Origin of the sequence: Pseudomonas sp. KCJK8993 (genome assembly GCF_046230915.1) — a bacterium.
GTDB classification, from domain to species: domain Bacteria; phylum Pseudomonadota; class Gammaproteobacteria; order Pseudomonadales; family Pseudomonadaceae; genus Aquipseudomonas; species Aquipseudomonas piscis.
Genome location: NZ_JBJJLO010000034.1, coordinates 23,287 through 46,993, shown reverse-complemented (window position 1 = coordinate 46,993; position 23,707 = coordinate 23,287). Strand labels below are relative to the sequence as shown.

At 64.3% G+C, this 23,707-nt stretch carries 20 protein-coding genes; 12 read left to right on the top strand and 8 right to left on the bottom strand.

Features of this window, described 5'->3' with window-relative positions:
• Positions 1–21: 21 nt before the first annotated feature.
• The gene (gene rapA, locus ACK6AU_RS13550) at positions 22–2,871 is read right to left on the bottom strand and encodes an RNA polymerase-associated protein RapA (RefSeq protein WP_409299596.1); all 2,850 of its coding nucleotides are present in this window, start codon (positions 2,869–2,871) and stop codon (positions 22–24) included.
• 217 nt (positions 2,872–3,088) lie between these two features.
• Between rapA and ACK6AU_RS13545 the strand changes: the two genes are divergently transcribed.
• Entirely contained in the window at positions 3,089–3,430 is a 342-nt protein-coding gene (locus ACK6AU_RS13545; RefSeq protein WP_022642750.1) for a hypothetical protein, read from the top strand.
• Here ACK6AU_RS13545 and ACK6AU_RS13540 read toward each other — a convergent pair.
• From ACK6AU_RS13540 to gcvA, 3 genes are all read right to left on the bottom strand, one after another.
• The gene (locus tag ACK6AU_RS13540) at positions 3,427–4,632 is read right to left on the bottom strand and encodes an aminotransferase class V-fold PLP-dependent enzyme (protein ID WP_409299595.1); all 1,206 of its coding nucleotides are present in this window, start codon (positions 4,630–4,632) and stop codon (positions 3,427–3,429) included. The two genes, ACK6AU_RS13545 and ACK6AU_RS13540, sit on opposite strands and share 4 nt — an antisense overlap.
• Positions 4,629–5,099, bottom strand: coding sequence for a RidA family protein (locus ACK6AU_RS13535; protein ID WP_185697899.1), 471 nt, complete (start codon positions 5,097–5,099; stop codon positions 4,629–4,631). Before ACK6AU_RS13535 ends, ACK6AU_RS13540 begins: the two co-directional genes overlap by 4 nt.
• 89 nt (positions 5,100–5,188) lie before the next feature.
• Positions 5,189–6,055, bottom strand: coding sequence for a transcriptional regulator GcvA (gene gcvA / locus ACK6AU_RS13530; protein ID WP_409299600.1), 867 nt, complete (start codon positions 6,053–6,055; stop codon positions 5,189–5,191).
• A 163-nt stretch (positions 6,056–6,218) separates the two neighbouring features.
• On the opposite strand from gcvA, the gene ACK6AU_RS13525 reads away from it, so the two are divergent.
• A complete protein-coding gene (locus ACK6AU_RS13525) occupies positions 6,219–6,380 on the top strand; it encodes a hypothetical protein (protein WP_185697900.1) in 162 nt (53 codons plus the stop codon).
• Positions 6,381–6,524: 144 nt separating this feature from the next.
• The gene (gene ccoM, locus ACK6AU_RS13520; RefSeq protein WP_007959205.1) at positions 6,525–6,641 is read left to right on the top strand and encodes a cytochrome c oxidase subunit CcoM; all 117 of its coding nucleotides are present in this window, start codon (positions 6,525–6,527) and stop codon (positions 6,639–6,641) included.
• 148 nt (positions 6,642–6,789) lie between these two features.
• Here ccoM and ACK6AU_RS13515 read toward each other — a convergent pair whose 3' ends face one another.
• Complete coding sequence (locus tag ACK6AU_RS13515) at positions 6,790–8,265, bottom strand: inorganic phosphate transporter (RefSeq protein WP_185697901.1); 1,476 nt, start codon at positions 8,263–8,265, stop codon at positions 6,790–6,792.
• 374 nt (positions 8,266–8,639) lie between these two features.
• A complete protein-coding gene (locus ACK6AU_RS13510; protein WP_185697902.1) occupies positions 8,640–8,840 on the bottom strand; it encodes a hypothetical protein in 201 nt (66 codons plus the stop codon).
• 602 nt (positions 8,841–9,442) lie between these two features.
• Between ACK6AU_RS13510 and pcaR the strand changes: the two genes are divergently transcribed.
• The 9 genes from pcaR (at position 9,443) to pcaC (ending at position 19,018) form a co-directional block, all read left to right on the top strand.
• Positions 9,443–10,285, top strand: coding sequence for a pca regulon transcriptional regulator PcaR (gene pcaR, locus ACK6AU_RS13505; protein WP_185697903.1), 843 nt, complete (start codon positions 9,443–9,445; stop codon positions 10,283–10,285).
• A 298-nt stretch (positions 10,286–10,583) separates the two neighbouring features.
• Positions 10,584–11,930, top strand: a complete 1,347-nt coding sequence (locus ACK6AU_RS13500) for an MFS transporter (protein ID WP_185697904.1) — start codon at positions 10,584–10,586, stop codon at positions 11,928–11,930.
• 209 nt (positions 11,931–12,139) lie between these two features.
• On the top strand, positions 12,140–13,000 hold the full coding sequence (locus ACK6AU_RS13495) for a CoA transferase subunit A (RefSeq protein WP_185697905.1): 861 nt from the start codon (positions 12,140–12,142) through the stop codon (positions 12,998–13,000).
• Entirely contained in the window at positions 12,997–13,776 is a 780-nt protein-coding gene (locus ACK6AU_RS13490) for a CoA-transferase subunit beta (RefSeq protein ID WP_185697906.1), read from the top strand. Before ACK6AU_RS13495 ends, ACK6AU_RS13490 begins: the two co-directional genes overlap by 4 nt.
• Positions 13,773–14,978, top strand: a complete 1,206-nt coding sequence (gene pcaF, locus ACK6AU_RS13485) for a 3-oxoadipyl-CoA thiolase (protein ID WP_185698145.1) — start codon at positions 13,773–13,775, stop codon at positions 14,976–14,978. The genes ACK6AU_RS13490 and pcaF overlap by 4 nt, the downstream gene beginning before the upstream one ends.
• A gap of 116 nt (positions 14,979–15,094) precedes the next feature.
• Positions 15,095–16,387: an MFS family transporter gene (locus ACK6AU_RS13480; protein WP_409299594.1), complete on the top strand. Its 1,293-nt coding sequence runs from the start codon at positions 15,095–15,097 to the stop codon at positions 16,385–16,387.
• Between the two features lie 45 nt (positions 16,388–16,432).
• On the top strand, positions 16,433–17,797 hold the full coding sequence (locus ACK6AU_RS13475) for a 3-carboxy-cis,cis-muconate cycloisomerase (RefSeq protein ID WP_185697908.1): 1,365 nt from the start codon (positions 16,433–16,435) through the stop codon (positions 17,795–17,797).
• A gap of 11 nt (positions 17,798–17,808) precedes the next feature.
• The gene (pcaD, locus tag ACK6AU_RS13470; RefSeq protein WP_409299593.1) at positions 17,809–18,597 is read left to right on the top strand and encodes a 3-oxoadipate enol-lactonase; all 789 of its coding nucleotides are present in this window, start codon (positions 17,809–17,811) and stop codon (positions 18,595–18,597) included.
• 22 nt (positions 18,598–18,619) lie between these two features.
• Positions 18,620–19,018, top strand: coding sequence for a 4-carboxymuconolactone decarboxylase (pcaC, locus tag ACK6AU_RS13465; protein WP_185697910.1), 399 nt, complete (start codon positions 18,620–18,622; stop codon positions 19,016–19,018).
• A gap of 86 nt (positions 19,019–19,104) precedes the next feature.
• Here the strand turns inward: pcaC and adeC are convergent, their stop codons facing one another.
• The gene (gene adeC / locus ACK6AU_RS13460) at positions 19,105–20,568 is read right to left on the bottom strand and encodes an AdeC/AdeK/OprM family multidrug efflux complex outer membrane factor (RefSeq protein WP_185697911.1); all 1,464 of its coding nucleotides are present in this window, start codon (positions 20,566–20,568) and stop codon (positions 19,105–19,107) included.
• The gene (locus tag ACK6AU_RS13455) at positions 20,565–23,705 is read right to left on the bottom strand and encodes an efflux RND transporter permease subunit (protein WP_409299592.1); all 3,141 of its coding nucleotides are present in this window, start codon (positions 23,703–23,705) and stop codon (positions 20,565–20,567) included. Before ACK6AU_RS13455 ends, adeC begins: the two co-directional genes overlap by 4 nt.
• Between the last annotated feature and the right edge of the window lie 2 nt (positions 23,706–23,707).

Genomic DNA, 23,707 nt, shown 5'->3' with positions numbered 1-23,707 from the left:
TCGTGGTGCCAAGCCTGGGAATCAGCCTGCTACCAGGACCCGGATCGCCTCCAGGCGCAGCGCGGCTTTCTCGAGCATGGCCAGGCCTTGCTCCTGTTGCTTGCGCAGGGCGACCAGCTCGCTGTCGCGGACGGTGGGGTTGACCGCCTGCAACGCGGTCAGGCGCGCCAGCTCTTCGTCCAGGTCGGCTGCCAGGCGCTGTTGGGCCTCGGCCACACGCTCGGCGTGACGTGGGGCGACCTTGGCTTCGCCGGCGTTGATCTTCGGTGCCAGCTGGTCGCGCTGGGCCTGGATGAACTTGTTGGCGCTGGCCTTGGGCACGCTTTCCAGCTGGTCGTTGAGGGTCTCGAAGGCCACCCGTGGCGACAGGTCGTTGCCGTTGGCGTCCAGCAGGCAGCGCAGGGCCGCCGGTGGCAGGTAGCGGCCCAGTTGCAGCGAGCGTGGAGCGACCACTTCGCTGACATAGAGCAGTTCCAGCAGCACGGTGCCGGGCTTGAGCGCCTTGTTCTTGATCAGCGCCACGGCGGTGTTGCCCATGGAACCGGACAGCACCAGGTCCATGCCGCCCTGCACCATCGGGTGTTCCCAGGTGATGAACTGCATGTCCTCGCGGGACAGGGCCTGGCCGCGGTCGTAGGTGATGGTCACGCCTTCGTCGTCGCCCAGGGGGAAGCTGGCGTCGAGCATCTTCTCGCTGGGCTTGAGGATCAGGGCGTTGTCCGAATGGTCTTCGCTGTCGATGCCGAAGGCGTCGAACAGGGTCTCCATGTAGATCGGCAGGGCGAACTGATCGTCTTGCTCGAGGATCGCCTCCACCAGCGATTCGCCTTCGCCGGCGCCGCCGGAGTTCAGCTCCAGCAGGCGGTCGCGGCCGGTATGCAGCTCGGCTTCCAGGCGCTCGCGCTCACCACGGGCCTCGTCGATCAGGGCCTGCCACTGGCCATCGTCGGCATTTTCCAGGAGCGGCAACAAACGCGGACCGAACTGGTGCTGCAAGGCATTGCCGGTGGGGCAGGTGGCCAGGAAGGCGTTCAGCGCCTCGTGGTACCACTGGAACAGGCGCTCTTGCGGGCTGGTCTCCAGGTAGGGTACGTGCAGCTCGATCACATGCTTCTGGCCGATCCGGTCCAGGCGGCCGATCCGCTGTTCCAGCAGGTCCGGGTGCGCGGGCAGGTCGAACATCACCAGGTGATGGGCGAACTGGAAGTTGCGGCCTTCACTGCCGATTTCCGAGCAGATCAGCACCTGGGCACCGAACTCTTCGTCGGCGAAATAGGCGGCGGCGCGGTCGCGCTCAAGGATGTTCATGCCTTCATGGAAGACCGTGGCCGGGATGCCGGAGCGCACGCGCAGGGCGTCCTCCAGGTCCATGGCGGTCTCGGCGTGGGCGCAGATCACCAGGACCTTGGTGCGCTTGAGCATCTTCAGCTGGTCGATCAGCCACTCGACCCGTGGGTCGAATTTCCACCAGCGCTGGTCGTCGTCGCTGGCCTCGGGCTGGGCCTGGAAGCTGACTTCCGGGTACAGCTCGGCGTGCTCGCCCAGGGGCAGTTCCAGGTATTCGTCCGGGCACGGCAGCGGATAGGCGTGCAGCTTGCGCTCCGGGAAACCCTGGACCGCGGCGCGGGTATTACGGAACAGCACGCGGCCGGTGCCGTGGCGGTCCAGCAATTCGCGCACCAGGCGTGCGCTGGCTTCATTGTCGCCATCGTTGACGGCGGCCAGCAGGGCTTCGCCCTCATTGCCGAGGAAGCCCTGGATGGTCTTGTGCGCTTCGGGGGACAGGCGGCCCTGGTCCAGCAGTTCCTGCACGGCTTCGGCCACCGGCCGGTAGTTCTCGCTCTCGGCGCGGAAGGCCGCCAGGTCATGGAAGCGGTTCGGGTCCAGCAGGCGCAGGCGGGCGAAGTGGCTGTCCTGGCCCAGCTGCTCGGGGGTGGCGGTCAGCAGCAGGACGCCGGGAATGGTCTCGGCCAGTTGCTCGACCAGGGTGTATTCCGGGCTGGCTTGCTCTTCGTGCCAGACCAGGTGGTGGGCTTCGTCCACCACCATCAGGTCCCAGCCGGCGGCGAACAGCGCGTCCTGGGCCTTCTCATCGTCCACCAGCCACTCCAGGGCCACCAGGGCCAGCTGGGTGTCTTCGAACGGGTTGCTGGCATCGCTTTCGATGAAGCGTTCTTCGTCGAACAGTGCGACCTGCAGGTTGAAGCGCCGGCGCATTTCCACCAGCCACTGGTGCTGCAGGTTCTCCGGAACCAGGATCAGCACCCGGCTGGCACGGCCCGACAGCAGTTGACGATGGATCACCAGGCCGGCCTCGATGGTCTTGCCCAGGCCCACTTCGTCCGCCAGCAGGACCCGAGGCGCGATGCGGTCGGCGACTTCACGGGCGATATGCAGTTGGTGGGCGATGGGTTGGGCGCGCACGCCACCCAGGCCCCAGAGTGGCGATTGCAGCTGGCGGCTGGTGTGTTCCAGGGTGTGGTAGCGCAGCGAGAACCAGGCCAGCGGGTCGATCTGCCCGGCGAACAGGCGGTCACTGGCCAGGCGGAACTGGATGAAGTTCGACAGCTGGGTCTCAGGCAGGGTGACGGGCTGGTTCTGTGCGTCGAGACCGTGGTAGACCAGCAGGCCGTCGACGTCCTCGACTTCCTGCACGGTCATCTTCCAGCCTTCGAAGTGGGTGATGCTGTCACCCGGGGAGAACCTCACGCGAGTGAGGGGCGCATTTCGTAGCGCATACTGGCGGGTGTCGCCAGTGGCCGGGTAGAGCACGGTCAGCAAGCGGCCGTCCTGTGCCAGAACGGTGCCTAGACCTAGCTCCGCTTCGCTGTCACTGATCCAGCGTTGCCCCGGTTGATACTGCTGCGCCATGCTGCCTGACTCCCGCTTTGAAAAAGCCGACTATCTTAACGGAACCTGCTTGCAGTCCAAAGGATTCTGATGAAAACCCCTGGATAAAAAGTAGCGTAAGCGCTGCGTTCGTCGGGGTAGCGGGCACTATCGGCTGACGACTGGGTCACAGTTTTGCGACCGATGGCTCAAGTCGCCCATGCCGCAGCCGACAGCCTGCTGACAGGAGACCTATAACATGCTGCCACCGATGCTCCCCTTGAGTGCCGTGCCCGTCACTTCACAGCAGGATCCGATCCGCCAGCGCCCGGACATCCCGCCCGTGGTGCCGGTGCAGGAGAGCTCCAATGAAAGCACCATCGACCTGCAAAAGCGCGATGCCGAGCAGTCGGCCCTGCTGCTGCGCGAGGAACAGCAGCGCCAGCAGGAACGGCAGCGACGCCAGCGCGAGGAACAGGACGATCCCGAGCAGCACCTGGCGGTGCCCGGTGACGAGTTGAATGCCGACAACACGGTGCCGGTGGCACCGCTGATCGAAGATGCCCCGCGCCAGGGCCTCTGGGTGGACGTGCAGGTCTAGCCCGCCGGACCACGTCTGGCCAGTTCCTCGAGCGCCCGCAGCAGGCGCTGGATTTCCCCTTCGGTATTGAGATGGCTCACCGCGACCCGCGCGATGTTGGCCAAGCCCCGGGCCTGCATGTCCAGCGGGGTGTAGGCCACGCCGTTGGCGCCGATGTTGATGCCCTGGCGCCCCAGTTGCGCCTTGAGGGCCAGGCTGTCCCAGCCCTCGAGCGTGAAGGCGATCAGCCCGGATTGCCGTCCGGGTACGCCCAGGTCGCGGCGTTGCAGGCCGGGTATGCGGTCCATGGCTGCGCGCAATAGCCCGCTGAGGCGTGCGATGCGCTGTGCGATGGCCTGGATGCCGATCTCCTCGAGTTCCTGTAGCGCATTGGCCAATCCGGCCAGCAGGACCTGCGACACCTCGCTGGTTTCGAAGCGTCGGGCATCGCCGCGCAGGCTGAAGCCCTGGCCGTCCCAGGGCGCCGACAGCACATCCCGTTGCTGGGGCTGCAACCGTTCGAGAAAACCAGGCCTCACGTAAAGCAGTGCCGTGCCCCGTGGGCCGCGCAGGTACTTGCGCCCGGCGCCCTTGAGGACGTCGCAGCCCAGGGCCTGGACATCACAGGGCAGTTGGCCCAGGGCCTGGCCGGCATCGATGAAATAGGGAATGTGCCACTGGCGCGCCAGGTGGCCGATGGCGGCCGCGGGGTTGATCAGGCCGCCATTGGCCGGTAGCCAGGTCAGGGCGATCAGGCGGACCCGTGCATCGAGCATCGACTCCAGGGCCGGGACCGACACCGCGCCATGGCTGTCGCAGGGAATGATCTCCAGTTGCGCCCCCGCTGCGATCGCTGGCGCCATGCAGGCCAGGTTGCCACCCCATTCGTGGCGGCCCACCAGGATCCGGTCGCCGCTGCGCCAGCGGGGCAGGGCGTTGAAGGCCAGGCTCCAGGCGGCCGAGCCGCTGCTGGCGAAGGCGATCGCTTCGGCCGAGGTATTGAGCAGGCGGGCCGCGAGGCGGCGGGCCCGTTCCGGCCAGTCCGTCGTCGTGGCGGCCTCCATCGGCCCTTGCTGGGCTTCGTGCTGCAACTGCTGGTGCATGGCATCCAGGGTGCCCTGGCTGGGCAGCGATGCACCGGCATGGTTGAAATGGCAGACCCGCGCGCAGCCCGGCGTGGTTTGGCGTAGCCGGGCAAGTTGGGCCGGGCCCGACAGGGTCATGGTTGCAGCTCGAAGATCCCGTCCACTTCCACGGCGACCCCGGCGGGCAGGCTGGCTACGCCCACGGCGGTACGGGCATGCCGGCCCTTGTCGCCGAGGGCATTGACCAGCAGGTTTGAGGCGCCGTTGGCTACGCCGCTGTGGTCCTGGAAGTCACCGCTGGCGGCGATGAACACGCCGAGGCGGCTGATGCGCCGCAAGCGCGACAGGTCGTCATCCAGTGCCGCTCCCAGCTGGGCCAGTAGGGCGAGGGCGGCCAGTTCGGCGGCTTGGGCGCCTTGTTCCGGCGATAGGTTCTCACCGAGCCGGCCGAGCAGGGCGGGTTCGCCCTGGAGCAGGGGGATCTGGCCGGAGATGAACAGCAGGTTCTGGCTGCGTACGTGATTGACATAGTTGGCGGCCGGCTGGCTGGGCTCCGGTAGTTCCAGGCCCAGTTGCTGCACGCGATGCTTCAAGGAGTGGTTCATGGTGAGTCCTCGGGTCAAAGGCCTGCAGCATCGGCTTTCGTTCCGTGGGACGACAAACGGATAGATCTAATCCGATGTATCCAAATGGCTCATGGATGTTCGGCCTGTTCTTGCAGCCACTGGGCGAAGCATTGCGCGGCCGGGCTTGCCCCGCCTTCGGCAGTGACCAGCCAGTAGCCGATCTGGCTGTCCAGGGGCGGCAGGTCGAAGGCTTGAACCAGCCTGCCCTGGTCCAGGTGACGCTGGATCAAGCGGCGCCGGCCCATGGCCAGGCCCTGGCCGGCTACCGCCGCCTCCACCACGATGTTGTAGTCGTGCAGCATCACGGGCGGGTGCGGGCTGAGGTCGAAACCATGGCAGGCGCTCCAGTCGTGCCACTCGAAGGGCTGCTGGGAGTGGGCCATCAGCCGTGGGGCCGTGGCCAGGGTCGTGGCCTTGAGTTCGGGGCTGCAGACCGGCGATAGCTGTTCGGCCAGCAGGCGGGTGGCGCTGACCCGGGGCCAGTCGCCCTTGCCGTAGCGGATGGCCAGGTCGACCTCGGCCCCGGCGACATCCGCCAGTTCGATGCAGGCTTGCAGTTCCAGCTGGATCTGTGGGTAGCGCCGGTTGAAGTCGGCCAGGCGCGGTGCCAGCCACAAGGTGGCGAAGGAGGCCAGCAGGCCGACGCGCAGCACCTTGGGGGCAGGTGCGACCCGTAGCGCCTGGGTGGCCTGGGCAATCTGCTCCAGGGCCGGGTGGATCTGCCGGTGGTAGGCCGCACCGGCGTGGGTCAGGTCGATGGCCCGGGTGCGGCGGATGAACAGTGGCTGGCCCAGGTGCTCTTCGAGCTTGTGCACCTGATGGCTGATGGCGCTCTGGCTGACGCACAGCTCCTGGGCGGCCTTGCTGAAACTCAGGTGCCGGGCTGCGGCTTCGAAGGCGCGCAGGGCCAGCAGCGGCGGCAGGTGCTTGGGCATTTCCACGATGGCTTTCCTGGGACGGTTCAAGGGGCCATTGTGCGATTAAAAAGGTCCCGAGGCAGAGATTTTATTGTGCCGATACAGGCCAGATGACTGGTCAGGGGCAGCGTCACGCCGCATTATTGTCCCCATTCGCCATTGATCTTTCGTGATGCACGCCATGAAGCAAGAACCCAAGTTGATCGACCTGAACGCCGAACGCGCCAAGCGCGTGCATGACCTCAACGAAAAGCGCCTGAACGAAGTGCGCCAGGCATTCGAGCAAGCGATGCCCTTGGGCAAGCCGAAGAAAAAACCTAAAAACAAACCGAAAAAGCGCTGAACCGGGCGTTTTCCGTTGATATAGGTCAGTTATTCCCCCTTCCTCGCCCCCCGTCCTTGGCGTCATTGACGCCGGTCAATTTTCCCCTGCGCCTCTTTGGTTAACTTAGCTCCATCGCAACGAGGCACGAGCAGGAGGCTGGTCATGTTTTTCGACAATGTGGTGTTCGCCGGAGTGCTGACCGTCGGCCTCATGGTGCTGTTCTTCGCAGGTTTTGGATTCTTCATCTGGAAAGACGCCAACAAGCGTAAAAAACCTTAAGTCTCTCCAGAGCAACGAGCACGCAAGGCATTTTGGGCAACTTCGGTTGCCCTTTTTTTTGCCTGCAGGAAAGGGTCGGACATCGAATGCCGGGCATAAAAAAAGGTGCGTCCCCAGGGGTCGCACCTTTTTTCTGGCCGGGATTTGTTCAGGTGCCCAGGACCTTCGAGGCGGCCCAGAACAGGCCGGCCGACAGGGCCACGGTGGCTGGCAGGGTCAGGACCCAGGCCATCAGGATGGTCTTCACCGTGCCACCTTGCAGTCCGCTCTTGTTGGCGACCATGGTCCCGGCCACGCCGGAGGAGAGCACGTGGGTGGTGGACACTGGCAGGCTGAACACGTTGGCCAGGCCGATCAGGCCGGCAGCGGTGATTTGCGCCGACATGCCCTGGGCGTAGGTCATGCCTTGCTTGCCGATCTTCTCGCCGATGGTCTGTACCACGCGTTTCCAGCCGATCATGGTGCCTAGGCCCAAGGCCAGGGCCACGGCCAGGATCACCCAGAACGGCGCGTATTCGGTGGTGGCGGTCAGGTCCTTGCGCAGCTTGTCCAGGTCGGCTTTTTCACGGGCGGCCAGGCCAGGCAGCTTGCCGACCTTCTTGGCCGTGTCGTCCAGGCACAGCAAGTAGCGGCGGACTTCGATGCGGTCTTCCGGGGACAGCGAATGGTAGTCGGAAACGCCCTTGAGGCTGCTCAGCAGGGCGCTGATGGTCGGTTCGGTCTGCTGCGGGTTGCAGCGGAACTTGCCGGGGAGATCGTCCTTCACGCTTTTGCCCAGGGCCAGGAATTCGCCCAGGGACTCGTGGTTGCGCTGGTAGAACTGGCTCAGGTGCAGGGTGGCGTCGCGGGTACGCTCGATCTGGTAGGTGGTGCTGTTGAGGTCCAGCACGAACTGCGCGGGCACGATGCCGATCAGTACCAGCATGATCAGGCCGATGCCTTTCTGGCCATCATTGGAGCCGTGGACGAAGCTCACGGCCATGGCCGAGATCACCAGCACCAGGCGGTTCCAGAATGGCGGATGCTTCTTGTCGTCGACCTTGCGCCGCTGTTCCGGGGTCTTGTGCATCTTCGAGATCGGCCGCCACCACTTCAGGCCGATCAATACCAGCGCTGCAATAATGAAGCCGGCCATGGGCGAGAACACCAGGGATGCGCCGATATCGATCGCTTTCTGCCAGTTCACGCCATCACCCAGGGGGATATCGTTGAGCAGGGCATTGGCCAGGCCGACACCGAGGATCGAACCGATCAGGGTGTGGGAACTGGAGGCGGGAATGCCGAAGTACCAGGTCCCCAGGTTCCAGGCGATGGCTGCGGCCAGCAAGGAGAAGACCATGGCCAGGCCGTGGCCGGTGTTGACGTTGATCAGCAGCTCGACCGGCAGCAGGTGGACGATGGCGTAGGCCACGCCGACACCGCCGAGGAGCACGCCGAGGAAATTGAATACACCGGAAAAGAACACGGCCAGGTGCGGCGGCATGGCTTTGGTGTAGATAACAGTGGCAACCGCATTTGCGGTGTCATGAAAGCCGTTGATGAACTCGTAGGCGAGGACAAAAGCCAGGGCGAGCAAGAGGCTCACAAGCACCCAAGCATCCAGTCCGCTGAATAAATCGATCATGAAGGTTTTCTGACCCGGTCATAAGGGGGCGCGATTATGCCAGAAAACCCTACTAATCAACGCACAAGCTGCTCACCGGTAACATTCTTCAACGAAAAAACTGACCCGGAGCAGAGTTTTCTCCGATTTCTTCCTGGGGCGGTAACCCGCTGATTTTACTGGGCCATAACCTGCTGGTTGGTGGCCAGGGGCGGCTTCAAGAGGGTTAAAACGCTTGTATGAAATTTCACGCTGAGGGCCTGCCGGGTAGCGTTCCTCGTTTCGATAGCGCGACGTACTGGAGGCTCGTGAAGGCGGGCATCAATGGACTACCTGCCGCCGAGATCATCGTGCGGGCAAGGGAGGCAAGCCCTCGAAAGCTCAAGCCGCCCACATCATGGCTGGTCGGCCTTGAGCTCTTTTTCCATCTTCTGCAGTTCCTGGATGAATGCCTGGTCGCGAATGCTGGCGCGTTTGCGCCAAGGTTTGCGTTCAGGTTCGGGCTGGGCGGCATAAAGAGTCACCTCGCCACCGTAAACTTCCTTGTAACGTTGCTCCTGGCGCTCAAGTTCCGCGCGCAGTTCGTCTTTCGTCACAGTGTTACCTAATTATGTAAGGTCCATTCCGGTGTAACGCGTGGCAGTGGCGCGCCTACGGGAAAGCAGACTCCCCAGCACTCGGGCTTGGGAGTGGCAATCCTTGCAAACGCGCCTCTAATTGCACGCGGCTACGTCACCGGATGAAAACGACTGTCGTAGCAACAGCGTCGTCTATTGCAAACGGATTGGCCAAATAGTGTTTGGGGTCAAGCGCTTGCGGCAGGTGTCTGGTTACCGCAGTCCATCACCTGGATGAGGTGGAAGGGGAACTGAGCCCATTTCCCTCGTTCGTGCAGTATAGCTTCGATAAAGATTCACTGGATGTCTATGAAGTTTAAAATTGCTAACTTCATTGTGAGTCCTTTGTTACGCGCAAGTTTTATTCATCTTCATGCGCCCGAGTTTCCCCGGCACTTTGCCTGACGGGAGGCGGTAATTTTACCGGATGATTGTTACCTTCAAGAGTCAACGAACTGATGGTCATTGCTCCGGGACGGTTGATTGCGCTTACCGATGGGCGGTTCGATAATCGTCCGTTATCGCCATCATCCGCTGTACGGCATGTCGAATATCGCTAGCCTCGCCGCAGGGAGCCTGAAATGAACGATCAGATGCGTAACTCCTTCACCTCGATGGCTCCGCCGATCGTGGCCTCGGCGGCGAAGAGGATCCAGGCGTTCACCGGCGATCCGGACTTCATGACCTCCCTGGCCCGGGGGCTGGCGGTGATCCAGGCGTTCCAGGAGCGCAAGCGGCACCTGACCATCGCCCAGATCAGCCACCGTACGGAAATACCCCGGGCTGCAGTGCGTCGCTGCCTGCACACCCTGATCAAGCTCGGCTATGCCACTACCGACGGACGCACCTATTCACTGCTGCCCAAGGTGCTGACCCTCGGGCATGCCTACCTGTCCTCGACGCCCCTGGCCGTTTCCGCACAACCCTACCTGGACCGCATGAGCGAGCAGCTGCACGAGGCTTGCAACATGGCGACCCTGGAGGGTGACGACATCCTCTACATCGCCCGTTCGGCCACCACCCAGCGGCTGATTTCCGTCGATCTTTCGGTGGGCGGCCGATTGCCGGCCTATTGCACGTCCATGGGACGGATCCTGCTGGCCGCGCTGGATGACTCCTCGCTGCACGAATACCTCGAGCATGCCGACCTGCAGGCCAAGACCAGCCGCACCCTGCATACCCCGCAGGCATTGCTGGAGTGCCTGCGCCAGGTACGCCAGCAGGGTTGGTGCATCGTCGACCAGGAACTGGAGCAGGGGCTGCGTTCGATCGCCGTGCCCGTGTACGACGCGTCAGGCCAGGTGCTGGCAGCGTTGAATGTGAGCACCCATGCCAGCCGGGTCAGCCACGTCGAACTGCAGCAGCGCTTTCTTCCCGGCCTGCTGAGCGCCAGCCGCGAACTCAGCGCCCAACTGTTCACTTAAGCTGTTCGATAAACGCCCAGATCCGCTCCTGGCGAATTGACGCTGTTTCCCCGGGCTGATTAATGTCGCGCCAGTGTCTTGGGCTGCGTACATCCACAGCCCGCATTCCCTGTGCGATCCGCCCAGTTGCGCCATCCAATAATAAAGAAGAGGCCAGCCCCATGAGCATGTTCACCGTGCGCCTTGTTCCCATCATTGCCGCGTCGCCTTGCCTGCCGGCTGATTGGCCCTTGCCGTCGTGATCCGACCTACCCGGGCGGAATGTTGCGCACTGGTGGCCTTGCATGGATGAACAGCCATGAACCAACCGCAATCCGCAGTAGGGAACTGCCTCGATGTGCAGTCCCTCATCAATGCCCAACCGCTGTCGTCCTACCAGTGGCGGGTGGTGATCCTGTGTTTCCTGATCGTTTTCCTCGATGGCCTGGATACGGCGGCCATGGGGTTCATCGCTCCGGCGCTGTCCCAGGACTGGGGCATCGACCGCGCCAGCCTCGGTCCGGTCATGAGCGCTGCGCTGATCGGCATGGTTTTCGGCGCCCTGGGTTCCGGGCCTCTGGCCGACCGCTTTGGGCGCAAGGTGGTGTTGGTGGGCGCGGTGGCGCTGTTTGGCGTCTTCAGCCTGGCGTCGGCCTATAGCGCCAGCGTCCAGCAGTTGTTGGTCTTGCGGTTCCTCACCGGCCTGGGGCTCGGCGCGGGCATGCCCAATGCCACTACGTTGCTTGCCGAATACACCCCCGAGCGCCACAAATCGCTGCTGGTGACCAGCATGTTCTGCGGTTTCAACCTGGGCATGGCCGCGGGTGGGTTCATCTCCGCCAAGCTGATCCCGGCCTTCGGCTGGCATAGCCTGTTGCTGGTAGGGGGAGTCTTGCCGCTGCTCCTGGTCCTGGTGCTGCTGATCTGGCTGCCGGAATCGGCACGTTACCTGGTGGTGCGCGGTGCTGGCACCGACAAGGTGCGCAAGGCCCTGGCACCCATAGCCCCGGCCCTGGTCCGCGAGGCCGGCAGTTTCAGCGTGCCGGAGCAGAAGACGGTGCGGGCGCGCAACGTGCTTGCGGTGATCTTCTCGGCCACCTGCAGCCTTGGCACCCTGTTGTTGTGGCTGACCTATTTCATGGGGCTGGTGATCGTCTACCTGTTGACCAGCTGGCTGCCGACCCTGATGCGCGACAGCGGGGCGAGCCTGGAGCAGGCCGCCTTCATCGGCGCCCTGTTCCAGTTTGGCGGAGTGCTCAGTGCGGTGCTGGTGGGCTGGACGATGGACCGCTTCGACCCGCACAAGGTGATCGGCATCTGCTATCTGCTGGCCGGAGCCTTCGCCTACGCCGTTGGCCAGAGCCTGGGCAACATGGCGTTGTTGGCCAGTCTGGTGTTGGTCGCCGGCATGTGCGTCAACGGCGCGCAATCGGCGATGCCGTCCCTGGCCGCTCGTTTCTATCCGACCCAGGGCCGGGCCACCGGTGTGTCGTGGATGCTCGGCATCGGGCGGTTCGGCGCGATTCTCGGCGCCTGGATGGGCGCGGCCCTGCTGGGTATGGGCTGGAACTTCGCGCAGGTGCTCAGCGCCCTGATGATTCCCGCTGCATTGGCCACCGCAGCGGTGTTGATCAAGGGGCGGATCAGCCATGCCGACGCCACTTGAGTCCTGGATCTTAACCTCGCTTGCCGGCGATCAGTCGGTGGTTGCGGGGTCGAGGTCATGGATAGCTCTGCAATAATTTGTTCGATAATCGAACGTTTAGTCGATTATCGGATTGTTCCGTGATTTTGCCCCGGCTTAACCTTCAGCCACTGCGGCGCCACCTGAGCGCCTTTCCCCAGTCGCTGGACACCCACCGGGAGACTCCCTCCATGGCTGCAATCCTCTCGCTGCACGAGGCCGTAAAGCAGTTGATCAACGATGGCGACACCGTCGCGCTCGAAGGTTTCACCCACCTGATCCCCACGGCCGCGGGCCATGAAATCATTCGCCAGGGCAAGCAGGAGCTGACCCTGGTGCGGATGACCCCGGACCTGATCTACGACCAACTGATCGGGGCCGGCTGCGCCCGCAAGCTGATTTTCTCCTGGGGCGGCAACCCGGGCGTGGGGTCCCTGCATCGCCTGCGCGACGCCGTGGAAAAACAATGGCCGCGGCCGCTGGAGATCGAAGAGCACAGCCATGCCGACTTGGCCAATGCCTACGTCGCCGGGGCCTCGGGTTTGCCGTTCGCCGTGCTGCGGGCTTACGCCGGGTCCGACCTGCCCAAGGTCAACCCGCTGATCAAGAGCGTGACTTGCCCCTTCACCGGTGAAGTGCTGGCGGCGGTGCCATCGGTACGTCCGGACGTCACGGTGATCCACGCGCAGAAAGCCGACCGCAAGGGCAACGTCCTGCTGTGGGGCATCCTCGGCGTGCAGAAGGAGGCGGCGCTGGCCGCCCAGCGCTGCATCGTCACCGTCGAGGAGATCGTCGATGACCTCGAGGCGCCGATGAATGCCTGCGTGCTGCCGACCTGGGCCCTGAGCGCGGTGTGCCATGTGCCTGGCGGTGCCCATCCGTCCTACGCCCACGGGTATTCCGAGCGCGACAATCGTTTCTACCAGGCCTGGGACCCCATCGCCCGCGATCGCCAGAGCTTCACCGCATGGATCGACCAGTACATTCGCGGCACTGCCGACTTCAGTGAATTCCAGGCCAAGCTGGCCGCAGCCCGGGAGGCCCGGCAATGACTTACTCCACCAATGAAATGATGACCGTGGCCGCGGCCCGGCGCCTGCGCAACGGCTCGGTATGCTTCGTCGGCATCGGCCTGCCGTCCAAGGCCGCCAACCTGGCGCGCCTCACTTCGTCGCCGGACGTGGTGCTGATCTATGAATCCGGCCCGATCGGCGCCAAGCCCAGTGTCCTGCCGCTATCCATCGGCGACGGTGAACTGGCGGAAACCGCCGATACCGTGGTCCCCACCGCGGAGATCTTCCGCTACTGGCTGCAGGGCGGGCGGATCGACGTGGGTTTCCTGGGGGCGGCCCAGGTCGACCGCTTCGGCAATATCAACACCACGGTGGTCGGCGATTATCACCAGCCTAAGGTGCGCCTGCCGGGAGCTGGCGGTGCGCCGGAGATCGCCGGCTCGGCCAAGAGCGTGCTGATCATCCTCAAGCAGTCCGCCCGCTCCTTCGTCGACAAGCTGGATTTCGTCACCTCGGTCGGCCATGGCGAAGGCGGCGACTCGCGCCAGCGCCTGGGGCTGCCGGGCGCCGGTCCGGTGGGGATCATCACCGACTTGTGCATCATGGAACCTGAGGCAGGCAGTCATGAGTTCGTCGTCACTTCCCTGCATCCGGGAGTGACCCGTGAACAGGTGATAGAGGCCACGGGCTGGGCGATTCGCTTCGCCGAGCAGGTGACCCAGACCAGCGCACCCACCGCGCTGGAACTGACGGCGCTGCGCGAACTGGAGGCTCGTACCGCCGCTGCCCATGGCCAAGCCCCGGGAGAAGCCTGATGCGCGACGTATTCATCTGCGATGCCATTCGTACCCCCATCGGCCGCTTTGGCGGTGGCTTGTCCAGCGTGCGGGCCGATGACCTGGCGGCCTTGCCGATCAAGGCGCTGATGGAGCGCAACCGGCAAGTGGACTGGAGCGCGCTGGACGAAGTGTTCCTCGGTTGTGCCAACCAGGCCGGCGAAGACAACCGTAACGTGGCGCGCATGGCGCTGCTGCTCGCCGGCCTGCCGGATAGCGTGCCGGGCGTGACCCTCAACCGTCTTTGCGCCTCGGGCATGGAGGCTGTGGGTACGGCGTTTCGCGCCATCGCCAGTGGCGAGATGGAACTGGCCATCGCCGGCGGCGTGGAGTCGATGTCCCGTGCGCCCTTCGTCATGGGCAAGGCCGAGGGTGCCTTTTCCCGAAACATGCAACTGGAGGACACCACCATCGGCTGGCGTTTCATCAACCCGTTGATGAAGGCCCGGTATGGAGTGGATGCCATGCCCCAGACCGCCGACAACGTCGCGGATGAGCAGCGGATCTCCCGGGCCGACCAGGACGCCTTCGCCCTGCGCAGCCAGCGCAAGGCCGCGACGGCCCAGGCGGCGGGTTTTTTCGCCGAAGAAATAGTACCGGTGCGCATCGCCCACAAGAAAGGTGAAATCCTCGTCGAGGATGACGAGCACCTGCGCCCGCAGACCACTTTGGAGGCCTTGAGCAAACTCAAGCCGGTGAATGGGCCGGACAAGAGCGTCACCGCTGGCAATGCCTCGGGGGTCAACGACGGCGCCGCCGCGTTGATCCTGGCCTCGGCCGATGCGGTGAGGCAGCACGGCCTGACGCCAAGGGCCCGGGTCCTGGGCATGGCCAGCGCTGGAGTGGCGCCACGGGTCATGGGCATCGGCCCGGTGCCGGCGGTGCGCAAGCTTACCCAGCGCCTGGGCCTGGCGGTGGGCGATTTCGATGTGATCGAACTCAACGAGGCGTTCGCCAGCCAGGCCCTGGCGGTGCTGCGGGAACTGGGGTTGGCGGATGACGCGCCCCAGGTCAATCCCAACGGTGGCGCCATCGCCCTGGGCCATCCGCTGGGCATGAGCGGGGCCAGGCTGGTGCTGACGGCCTTGCACCAACTGGAGCGGACCGGCGGCAGGAAAGGCCTGGCCACCTTGTGCGTGGGGGTCGGGCAGGGCCTGGCCCTGGCCATCGAACGGGTCTGACGCCGATTGCCCGCAGCCGTCGAGGCGGCTGCGGGGCAGCCTGGTCATGGAGACTGTGGAACGGGAGTGTTGCCAAGTATGTCTAGACTGACACTGTCCCCCATGAGTGAAAAAACATGACTACAACTACAAGTCACTACACCGGAGAGGAACGCAGCAAAAGGATCTTTGCCATTGTCGGTGCTTCGTCCGGCAACCTGGTGGAATGGTTCGACTTCTATGTCTACGCCTTCTGCGCCATCTATTTCGCCCCGGCGTTCTTTCCCTCGGACGACCCCACGGTGCAATTGCTCAACACCGCCGGCGTGTTCGCCGCCGGGTTCCTGATGCGCCCGATCGGCGGCTGGTTGTTCGGCCGGGTTGCCGATCGCCACGGGCGCAAGAACTCGATGATGATCTCGGTGCTGATGATGTGTACTGGCTCCCTGGTCATCGCCTTCCTGCCGACCTATGCCAGCATCGGCGCCTGGGCGCCGTTCCTGCTGCTGGCGCGGCTGTTCCAGGGCCTGTCGGTGGGCGGCGAGTACGGCACCACCGCTACCTACATGAGCGAGGTGGCGCTCAAGGGCCAGCGCGGTTTCTTCGCTTCATTCCAATACGTGACCCTGATTGGCGGGCAACTGCTGGCGGTGCTGGTGCTGGTGATCATCCAGCAGTTCCTCGACGAGGCCGCGCTCAAGGCCTGGGGCTGGCGCATTCCGTTCATGATCGGCGCCATCGCGGCCCTGATCTCGTTGTTGCTGCGTCGTTCGCTGAAGGAAACCAGCAGCCGGGAAACCCGCGAGGACAAGAACGCCGGCAGTATCGCCGCGCTGTTCAAGCACCATTTGGCGGCCTTCATCACGGTGCTGGGCTACACCGCCGGTGGTTCGCTGATCTTCTATACCTTTACTACCTACATGCAGAAGTACTTGGTGAACACTGCCGGCATGCACGCCAAGACCGCCAGCTATGTCATGACTGGCGCCTTGTTCCTGTACATGTGCATGCAACCGCTGTTCGGCATGCTCGCCGACCGTATCGGCCGGCGTAACTCCATGCTCTGGTTCGGCGCCCTGGGTACGTTGTTCACGGTGCCGCTCTTGCTGGCCCTGAAGACCGTCAGCAGCCCGCTCCTGGCATTCGTGCTGATTACCCTGGCGTTGGCCATCGTCAGTTTCTATACCTCCATCAGCGGCCTGGTGAAGGCCGAGATGTTCCCGCCCGAAGTCCGGGCGCTGGGCGTGGGGCTGGCCTATGCGGTGGCCAATGCGATCTTCGGGGGTTCGGCGGAATGGGTGGCCCTGAACTTCAAGAACATGGGGATGGAAAATACCTTCTACTGGTACGTTACGGTGATGATGGCCATCGCCTTCCTGTTCAGTCTGCGATTGCCCAGGCAGGCTGCCTACCTGCACCACGATCTTTGAACCACGAGCCTGCGTCCGGGTGGGCGCAGGCTGCCAAGGACCCTTATGACCCTAGCTGCGAGCAACCAGCTGTTCGATGCCTATTTCACCGCCCGGCCAATGCGCAAGGTGTTCTGCGACCAGGGCCGAATCCAGGCGATGCTCGATTTCGAAGCCGGCCTGGCCCGGGCCGAGGCCCGGGCGGGGTTGATCCCGGCCAGCGCCGTCGCGCCGATCGAGGCCGCCTGCCAGGTCGGCTGGTACGACTTGCAGGCCTTGGGCGAGGCCATAGTCACGGCGGGCAACCCGGCTATCCCGCTGGTCAAGGCCCTGGGCCGGCAAGTGGCCGTAAACGCTCCCGAAGCCGAGCGCCATGTGCACCTGGGCGCTACCAGCCAGGATGTGATGGACACGGGCCTGGTGTTGCAACTGCGCAGCGCCCTGGACCTGTTGGAACAGGATCTTGAGCGCTTGGGGGAGTGCCTGGTCGCCCAGGCCGAGCGATACGCCGACCTGCCCCTGGCGGGCCGGACCTGGCTGCAACATGCCACTCCGGTCACGCTGGGCATGAAGATCGCCGGCTGGCTGGGGGCGGTGACCCGCGGTCGCGAACGCTTGCAGCAACTCAAGCCGCGCTTGCTGGTGCTGCAGTTCGGCGGGGCCTCCGGGACCCTGGCGGCCTTGGGCGAGCAAGCGCTACCGGTGGCTCTGGCCCTGGCCGAGGAACTGCGCCTGGGCTTGCCGGAGCAGCCCTGGCACACCCAGCGCGATCGCCTGGTGGAGTTCGCCTCGAGCCTCGGTCTCTTGGCCGGCAGCCTGGGCAAGCTGGGCCGGGATATCAGCCTGCTGATGCAGACCGAGGCGGCGGAGGTATTCGAGCCGGCGGCGGCGGACAAGGGCGGCTCGTCGACCATGCCGCACAAGCGCAATCCGGTGGGCTCGGCGGTGCTGATCAGCGCCGCGACCCGGGTTCCGGGGTTGCTGGCGACACTGTTTTGCGCCATGCCCCAGGAGCACGAGCGCAGCCTGGGGCTGTGGCATGCCGAATGGGAAACCCTGCCGGAGATCTGCTGCCTGGTATCCGGCGCCCTGCACCAGGCCCTGTCGCTGGTCGAGGACCTGGAGGTGGACCGCCAGCGCATGGCGCACAACCTCCAGCTGACCCAGGGGCTGGTTCTGGCCGAGGCGGTAAGCATGGCCCTGGCCCAGCGCCTGGGGCGCGAGACCGCCCACCATCTATTGGAACAATGCTGCAAGCGCGCGGTGGCCGAGCAACGCCACCTGCGCGGGGTATTGGGCGAGGATCCCCAGGTCAGTGCCGAGCTGTCGGCGCTGGAGCTGGATCGCCTGCTGGACCCGGCGCATTACCTGGGCCAGGCCAAGACCTGGGTCGAGCGCGCCGTGGCTGAACATTTTGCCTTGAAGGCCTGAAGGAGATTGCCGTGGGATTCGTGAAACTCGCCGGGGGCGAATTGCATTATCAACTGGAGGGGCCGGAGCAGGCGCCGGTGCTGGTGCTGTCCAACTCTTTGGGTACCAACCTGCACATGTGGGACAAGCAGATGCCGCTCTTCACCGAGCATTTTCGGGTCCTGCGCATGGATACCCGTGGCCATGGCCGGTCCCTGGTCACCGCGGGGCCTTACAGCATCGAGCAACTGGGGCGCGATGTACTGGCGTTGCTCGATGCCCTGGATATCGCGCGTGCGCATTTTTGCGGCCTGTCCATGGGCGGGTTGATCGGCCAGTGGCTGGGAATTCATGCCGGCGAGCGCCTGGGCAAGCTGGTGGTGTGCAACACCGCGGCCAAGATCGGCGACCCTTCGGTGTGGAACCCGCGGATCGAGACGGTGCTGCGTGACGGCCAGGCCGCCATGGTGGCGCTACGGGATGCGTCCATCGCCCGCTGGTTCACCCCGGACTACGCCGAGGCCCATCCGGACCAGGCCAAGCTGATCACCGACATGCTGGCCGCCACTTCGCCCGAGGGCTACGCGGCCAACTGCGCCGCAGTGCGCGATGCCGACCTGCGCGAGCACTTGGCGGCGATCAAGGTGCCGACCCTGGTGATCGCCGGCAGCGACGATGCCGTCACCCCACCGGCTGGCGGGCATTTCATCCAGCAGCGGGTGCAGGGCGCCGAGTACGCCGAGTTCCGCGCCGCGCATCTGTCCAACGTCCAGGCCGGGGATGCCTTCAGCGCCCGGGTCCTGGACTTCCTGCTGGCCTGAGCGACCACCCAAGGAGCCATTCGTGGACGAAAAGCAACGCTATGCCGAAGGCCTGCAGGTGCGTCGCGCGGTGCTGGGCGAGGCCCATGTCGAGCGCAGCCTGGCAGCCCTGACCGAGTTCAACTCGGAGTTCCAGGACATGATCACTCGCCATGCCTGGGGCGATATCTGGACCCGTCCGGGACTGCCCCGGCATACCCGCAGCCTGGTCACCATCGCCATGCTGATCGGCATGAACCGCAACGAGGAGCTCAAGCTGCATCTGCGGGCGGCCGCGAACAACGGCGTGAGCCGGGGCGAGATCAAGGAAGTGATCATGCAGAGTGCCATCTACTGCGGGATCCCGGCAGCCAACGCCACCTTCCACCTGGCCGAATCGGTGTGGGATGAACTGGGGGTGGAGTCGCGCCAGGCGCCGTAGGCGAGGGCGGGGTGGTCGACCTTGGCCGTGGACTACAAACGAAAAACCCACCGTGAGGTGGGTTTTTCATGCAGCCGGTTCAGGCTTCAGAACAGATGCAGCTCAGGGGCTTTCTTTTCCGCCGTTTGCTCGTTCTTCGCGCTCTGCTCGCTCCAGCCCCCGCCGAGGGCCTTGTACAGGTTGACCTCGCTGGTCAGCTGCGCCAGGCGGTCGGTGATCAGCGCTTGTTGGGCGCTGAACAGCGAGCGCTGGGCGTCGAGGAAGGTCAGGTTGCTGTCGACCCCGATGCGGTAGCGGCGCTCGGCCAGGCGGTAGTAGTCCTGGTTGGCGCTGACGAAATCACGCTGGGCCTGCAACTGCTGGTTGTAGGTCTGGCGTGCGGCCAAGCCATCGGAGACTTCCTGGAAGGCGGTCTGGATGGACTTCTCGTACTGGGCGACGCTGATGTCCTTCTGGATCTTGGAGTAGTCCAGGCTGGCGCGCAGGCTGCCGGCGTTGAAGATCGGCAGGTTGATTTGCGGCTGGAACAACCAGGTCCCCGAGCCACCCTTGAACAGGCCGGAGAGATCCGGGCTCAGGCTGCCGGCGTTGGCCGTCAGGCTGATGCGCGGGAAGAACGCCGCGCGGGCCGCGCCGATATTGGCGTTGGCGGCCTTGAGCTTGTACTCGGCCTCGAGGATGTCCGGACGCCGTTGCAGCAGCTCGGACGGCAGGCCGGCCGGCAACTCGCTCAGCAGATCGGCCGACAGCGGCTGGGCCGCCGGCAGGTTGGCCGGGATCGCGGTGCCCAGCAGCAGGGTCAGGCTGTTTTCATCCTGGGCTACCTGGCGGGTGTAGCGCGCCAGTTGCACCCGGGCGTTTTCCACGGAGGTACGCGACTGGCTCAGGTCCAGGGCCGAGGCGACCCCGACCTCGTTGCTGCGCGAAGTCAGGCGGTAGCTTTCCTCGTAGGTCGCCAGGGTTTCCTGGGTCAGCTTCAGCAGCTCCTTGTCGGCCTGCCAGGTGATGTAGGCATTGGCGACGCTGGCCACCAGGCTGATCTGGGTGCTGCGCCGGGCTTCTTCAGTGGAGAAGTAGTTCTGCAGCGCTTGCTCGCTCAGGCTGCGCACGCGACCGAACAGGTCCAGCTCGTAGGCACTGATGCCCACGGTAGCCGAATGCTGGCCGGAGATCCGATCATCGCCGGTCCCCGATACCCGGGCCGGCAGGCGCTGGCGCTGGCCGCTGACGTTGGCGGAAATGGCGGGGAACAGGTCCGCCCGCTGGATTTGGTACTGCGCGGCATAGGCGTCGATGTTCAGCGCCGCGACCTTCAGGTCGCGGTTGTTTTCCAGGGCGACCTGGACCAGTTGCTGCAGGGCCGGGTCATGGAAGAACTGCCGCCAGCCTTGTTCGGCGGCCGCCACGTTGGCGGCCTCCTTTGGCGAATAGGCCGGGCCTTGGGGGAATTGCGCCGCCACCGGCGCGTCCGGGCGCTGATAATCCGGTATCAGCGAGCAACCACTTAGCGCGATGGCGGTGATTGCCAGGGAGAGTAGCGACTTGCTCATTGGCCAGCCTCATTAGAGTTTGCAGTAGTTTCTGATTGGTCCGCTTTCCTGCGGCCCATGGACGATACGACGACGAAGAACAGCGGGACCCAGAAGATCGCCAGGATCGTCGCGGTAAGCATACCGCCAATCACGCCGGTGCCAATCGCATGCTGGCTACCCGCGCCAGCGCCGCTGGAGGTGGCCAGAGGCACGACCCCGAGGACGAAGGCCAGGGAGGTCATGATGATCGGCCGCAGACGCATGCGGCAGGCTTCGACCGCGGCGTCGATCAGGGAGCGGCCTTGTTCGTGCAGCTCCTTGGCGAACTCGACGATCAGGATGGCGTTCTTCGCCGCGAGGCCGATGGTCACCAACAGACCCACCTGGAAGTACACGTCGTTGGACAGGCCGCGCAGGCTGGTGGCCATCAGTGCGCCGATGATCCCCAGTGGCACTACCAGCATGACCGCGATCGGGATCGACCAGCTTTCATACAGCGCCGCCAGGCACAGGAACACCATCAGCAGGGACAAGGCGTATAGCGCTGGCGCCTGGGAGCCCGACAAGCGTTCCTCGTAGGACAGGCCGGTCCAGGAAATACCGACACCTGGTGGCAGCTTGGCGGCAATGGCTTCGACCTCGGCCATGGCTTCACCGGTGGTGTAGCCGGGGGCCGGGGCACCGAGGATCTCCATGGCCTCTACGCCGTTGTAGCGGGCCAGCTTCGGCGAGCCGTAGATCCATTCACCCTTGGCGAAGGACGAGAACGGCACCATGGTCCCGGCGCTGTTGCGCACGTACCACTTCTTCAGGTCCTCGGGGCTCATGCGAGCACCGGGTTGGCCCTGGATGTACACCTTCTTCACCCGACCGCGGTCGATGAAGTCGTTGACGTAGCTACTACCCAAGGCGATCGACAAGGTGTTGTTGATGTCGCTCAGGGTCACGCCCAGGGCGCTGGCGCGCTCGTCGTCGATGGTCAGATGGTACTGTGGCTCGTCGTTCAGGCCGTTCGGACGGACCTGGGCCAGTACTTTGCTCTGGGCCGCCATGCCGAGGAACTGGTTGCGTGCCGCCATCAGTTTCTCGTGGCCGATACCGGCGCGGTCCTGGAGGAACACGTCGAAACCGGTGGCGTTACCCAACTCCAGTACCGCCGGAGGGGCGAAGGCGAACACCATCGCGTCGCGGAAGCTGAAGAAGTGCATCTGCGCGCGCTGGGCCAGGTTGAACACGCTGTTTTGCGCAGAGCGCTCGCCCCATGGCTTGAGCATGATGAAAGCCATGCCCGAACTCTGGCCACGACCGGCGAAGTTGAAGCCGTTCACGGTAAATACCGAGGCGACGGTGTCCTTTTCCTTGTCCAGCAGGTAGGAACGCATTTCGTCGACCACCACCTGGGTCCGCTCGGCACTGGAGCCGGCTGGCGTCTGGACCTGGGCGAACAGTACGCCCTGGTCTTCTTCCGGCAGGAACGCGGTCGGGATGCGGGTGAACAGCCACATCATGCCCACCACGATCAGCAGGTAAGCCAGAAGGTACGGCGCCTTGTGCCTCAGGATGCTGGCCACGCCGCGTTCGTAGCTTTTCACGCTGCGGTCGAAGGTACGGTTGAACCAGCCGAAGAAGCCGCGTTTCTCGCCATGGCCTTCAGGAATGGCCTTGAGCATGGTGGCGCACAGGGCAGGGGTAAAGATCAGGGCAACCAGCACCGACAGGGCCATGGCCGAAACCACGGTGATCGAGAACTGCTTGTAGATCACACCGGTGGAGCCGCTGAAGAACGCCATCGGCAGCAGTACCGCGGACAGCACCAGGGCGATACCCACCAGGGCGCCCTGGATCTGGCCCATGGATTTCTTGGTCGCTTCCTTGGGTGACAGCCCTTCCTCTTGCATCACCCGTTCGACGTTCTCCACCACGACGATGGCGTCGTCCACCAGCAAGCCGATGGCCAACACCATGCCGAACATGGTCAGGGTGTTGATGCTGAAACCGGCTGCCGCGAGGATGCCGAAGGTACCCAGCAGCACTACCGGTACCGTCATGGTGGTGATCACCGTGGCACGGAAGTTCTGCAGGAACAGGAACATCACCAGGAACACCAGCACGATGGCTTCCACCAGCGTGTGCACCACGCTCTTGATGGATTCGGTCACCACTGGGGTGGTGTCGTACGGGAATACCACCTTCATGCCTGGCGGGAAGAAGGGCTCCAGGTCGCTGATGGTCTTGCGCAGCGCCTTGGCGGTATCCAGCGCGTTGGCGCCGTTGGCCAGTTTCACCGCCAGGCCGGAAGCCGGGTTGCCATTGAACTGGGCGCTGATGGCGTAGTTCTCGCCGCCCAGGGCAACGTCCGCGACGTCGCCCAGGCGTACTTGCGAACCATCCTTGTTGACCTTCAGCAGGATCGCCTTGAACTGCTCGGCGGTCTGCAGGCGAGTCTTGCCGATGATGGTGGCGTTCAGTTGCTGGCCAGGCACGGCAGGCAGGCCGCCAAGCTGACCGGAGGACACCTGGACGTTCTGAGCGGCGACCGCGGTCTTCACGTCCACCGGGGTCAGGTTGTAGTTGTTCAGCTTGGCCGGGTCGAGCCAGATCCGCATGGCGTACTGGGCACCGAACACCTGGAAGTCACCGACACCCGGGGTCCGGGAGATCGGGTCCTGCATGTTCGACACGATGTAGTTCGACAGGTCGTCCTTGGACATGCTGCCGTCCTCGGAAACCACGCCGATCACCAGCAGGAAGTTCTTCACCGCCTTGGTCACGCGGATGCCCTGTTGCTGTACTTCTTGCGGCAGCAGCGGGGTGGCCAGGTTGAGCTTGTTCTGCACCTGGACCTGCGCGGTATCGGAGTTGGTGCCTTGCTCGAAGGTCGCGGTGATGGTCATGCTGCCGTCGGAGTTACTTTCCGAGGACACATAACGCAGGTTGTCGATGCCGTTGAGTTGTTGCTCGATCACCTGGACCACGGTGTCCTGCACGGTCTGCGCCGAGGCTCCCGGATAGGTCACGGAGATCGCGATCGAGGGCGGCGCGATGCTCGGGTACTGGTTGATCGGCAGTTTGAGGATCGCTAGAGCCCCGACCAACATGATCACCAGGGCGATAACCCAGGCGAAGATCGGACGGTCGATAAAGAATTTCGACATGG

Excerpts from the sequence above, each read along its gene's own strand:
- rapA (WP_409299596.1), bottom strand. The coding sequence starts at position 2,871 with ATGGCGCAGCAGTATCAACCGGGGCAACGCTGGATCAGTGACAGCGAA.
- ACK6AU_RS13545 (WP_022642750.1), top strand. The coding sequence starts at position 3,089 with ATGCTGCCACCGATGCTCCCCTTGAGTGCCGTGCCCGTCACTTCACAG.
- ACK6AU_RS13540 (WP_409299595.1), bottom strand. The coding sequence starts at position 4,632 with ATGACCCTGTCGGGCCCGGCCCAACTTGCCCGGCTACGCCAAACCACG.
- ACK6AU_RS13535 (WP_185697899.1), bottom strand. The coding sequence starts at position 5,099 with ATGAACCACTCCTTGAAGCATCGCGTGCAGCAACTGGGCCTGGAACTA.
- gcvA (WP_409299600.1), bottom strand. The coding sequence starts at position 6,055 with ATGCCCAAGCACCTGCCGCCGCTGCTGGCCCTGCGCGCCTTCGAAGCC.
- ACK6AU_RS13525 (WP_185697900.1), top strand. The coding sequence starts at position 6,219 with ATGAAGCAAGAACCCAAGTTGATCGACCTGAACGCCGAACGCGCCAAG.
- ccoM (WP_007959205.1), top strand. The coding sequence starts at position 6,525 with ATGTTTTTCGACAATGTGGTGTTCGCCGGAGTGCTGACCGTCGGCCTC.
- ACK6AU_RS13515 (WP_185697901.1), bottom strand. The coding sequence starts at position 8,265 with ATGATCGATTTATTCAGCGGACTGGATGCTTGGGTGCTTGTGAGCCTC.
- pcaR (WP_185697903.1), top strand. The coding sequence starts at position 9,443 with ATGAACGATCAGATGCGTAACTCCTTCACCTCGATGGCTCCGCCGATC.
- ACK6AU_RS13500 (WP_185697904.1), top strand. The coding sequence starts at position 10,584 with ATGAACCAACCGCAATCCGCAGTAGGGAACTGCCTCGATGTGCAGTCC.
- ACK6AU_RS13495 (WP_185697905.1), top strand. The coding sequence starts at position 12,140 with ATGGCTGCAATCCTCTCGCTGCACGAGGCCGTAAAGCAGTTGATCAAC.
- ACK6AU_RS13490 (WP_185697906.1), top strand. The coding sequence starts at position 12,997 with ATGACTTACTCCACCAATGAAATGATGACCGTGGCCGCGGCCCGGCGC.
- ACK6AU_RS13480 (WP_409299594.1), top strand. The coding sequence starts at position 15,095 with ATGACTACAACTACAAGTCACTACACCGGAGAGGAACGCAGCAAAAGG.
- ACK6AU_RS13475 (WP_185697908.1), top strand. The coding sequence starts at position 16,433 with ATGACCCTAGCTGCGAGCAACCAGCTGTTCGATGCCTATTTCACCGCC.
- adeC (WP_185697911.1), bottom strand. The coding sequence starts at position 20,568 with ATGAGCAAGTCGCTACTCTCCCTGGCAATCACCGCCATCGCGCTAAGT.
- ACK6AU_RS13455 (WP_409299592.1), bottom strand. The coding sequence starts at position 23,705 with ATGTCGAAATTCTTTATCGACCGTCCGATCTTCGCCTGGGTTATCGCC.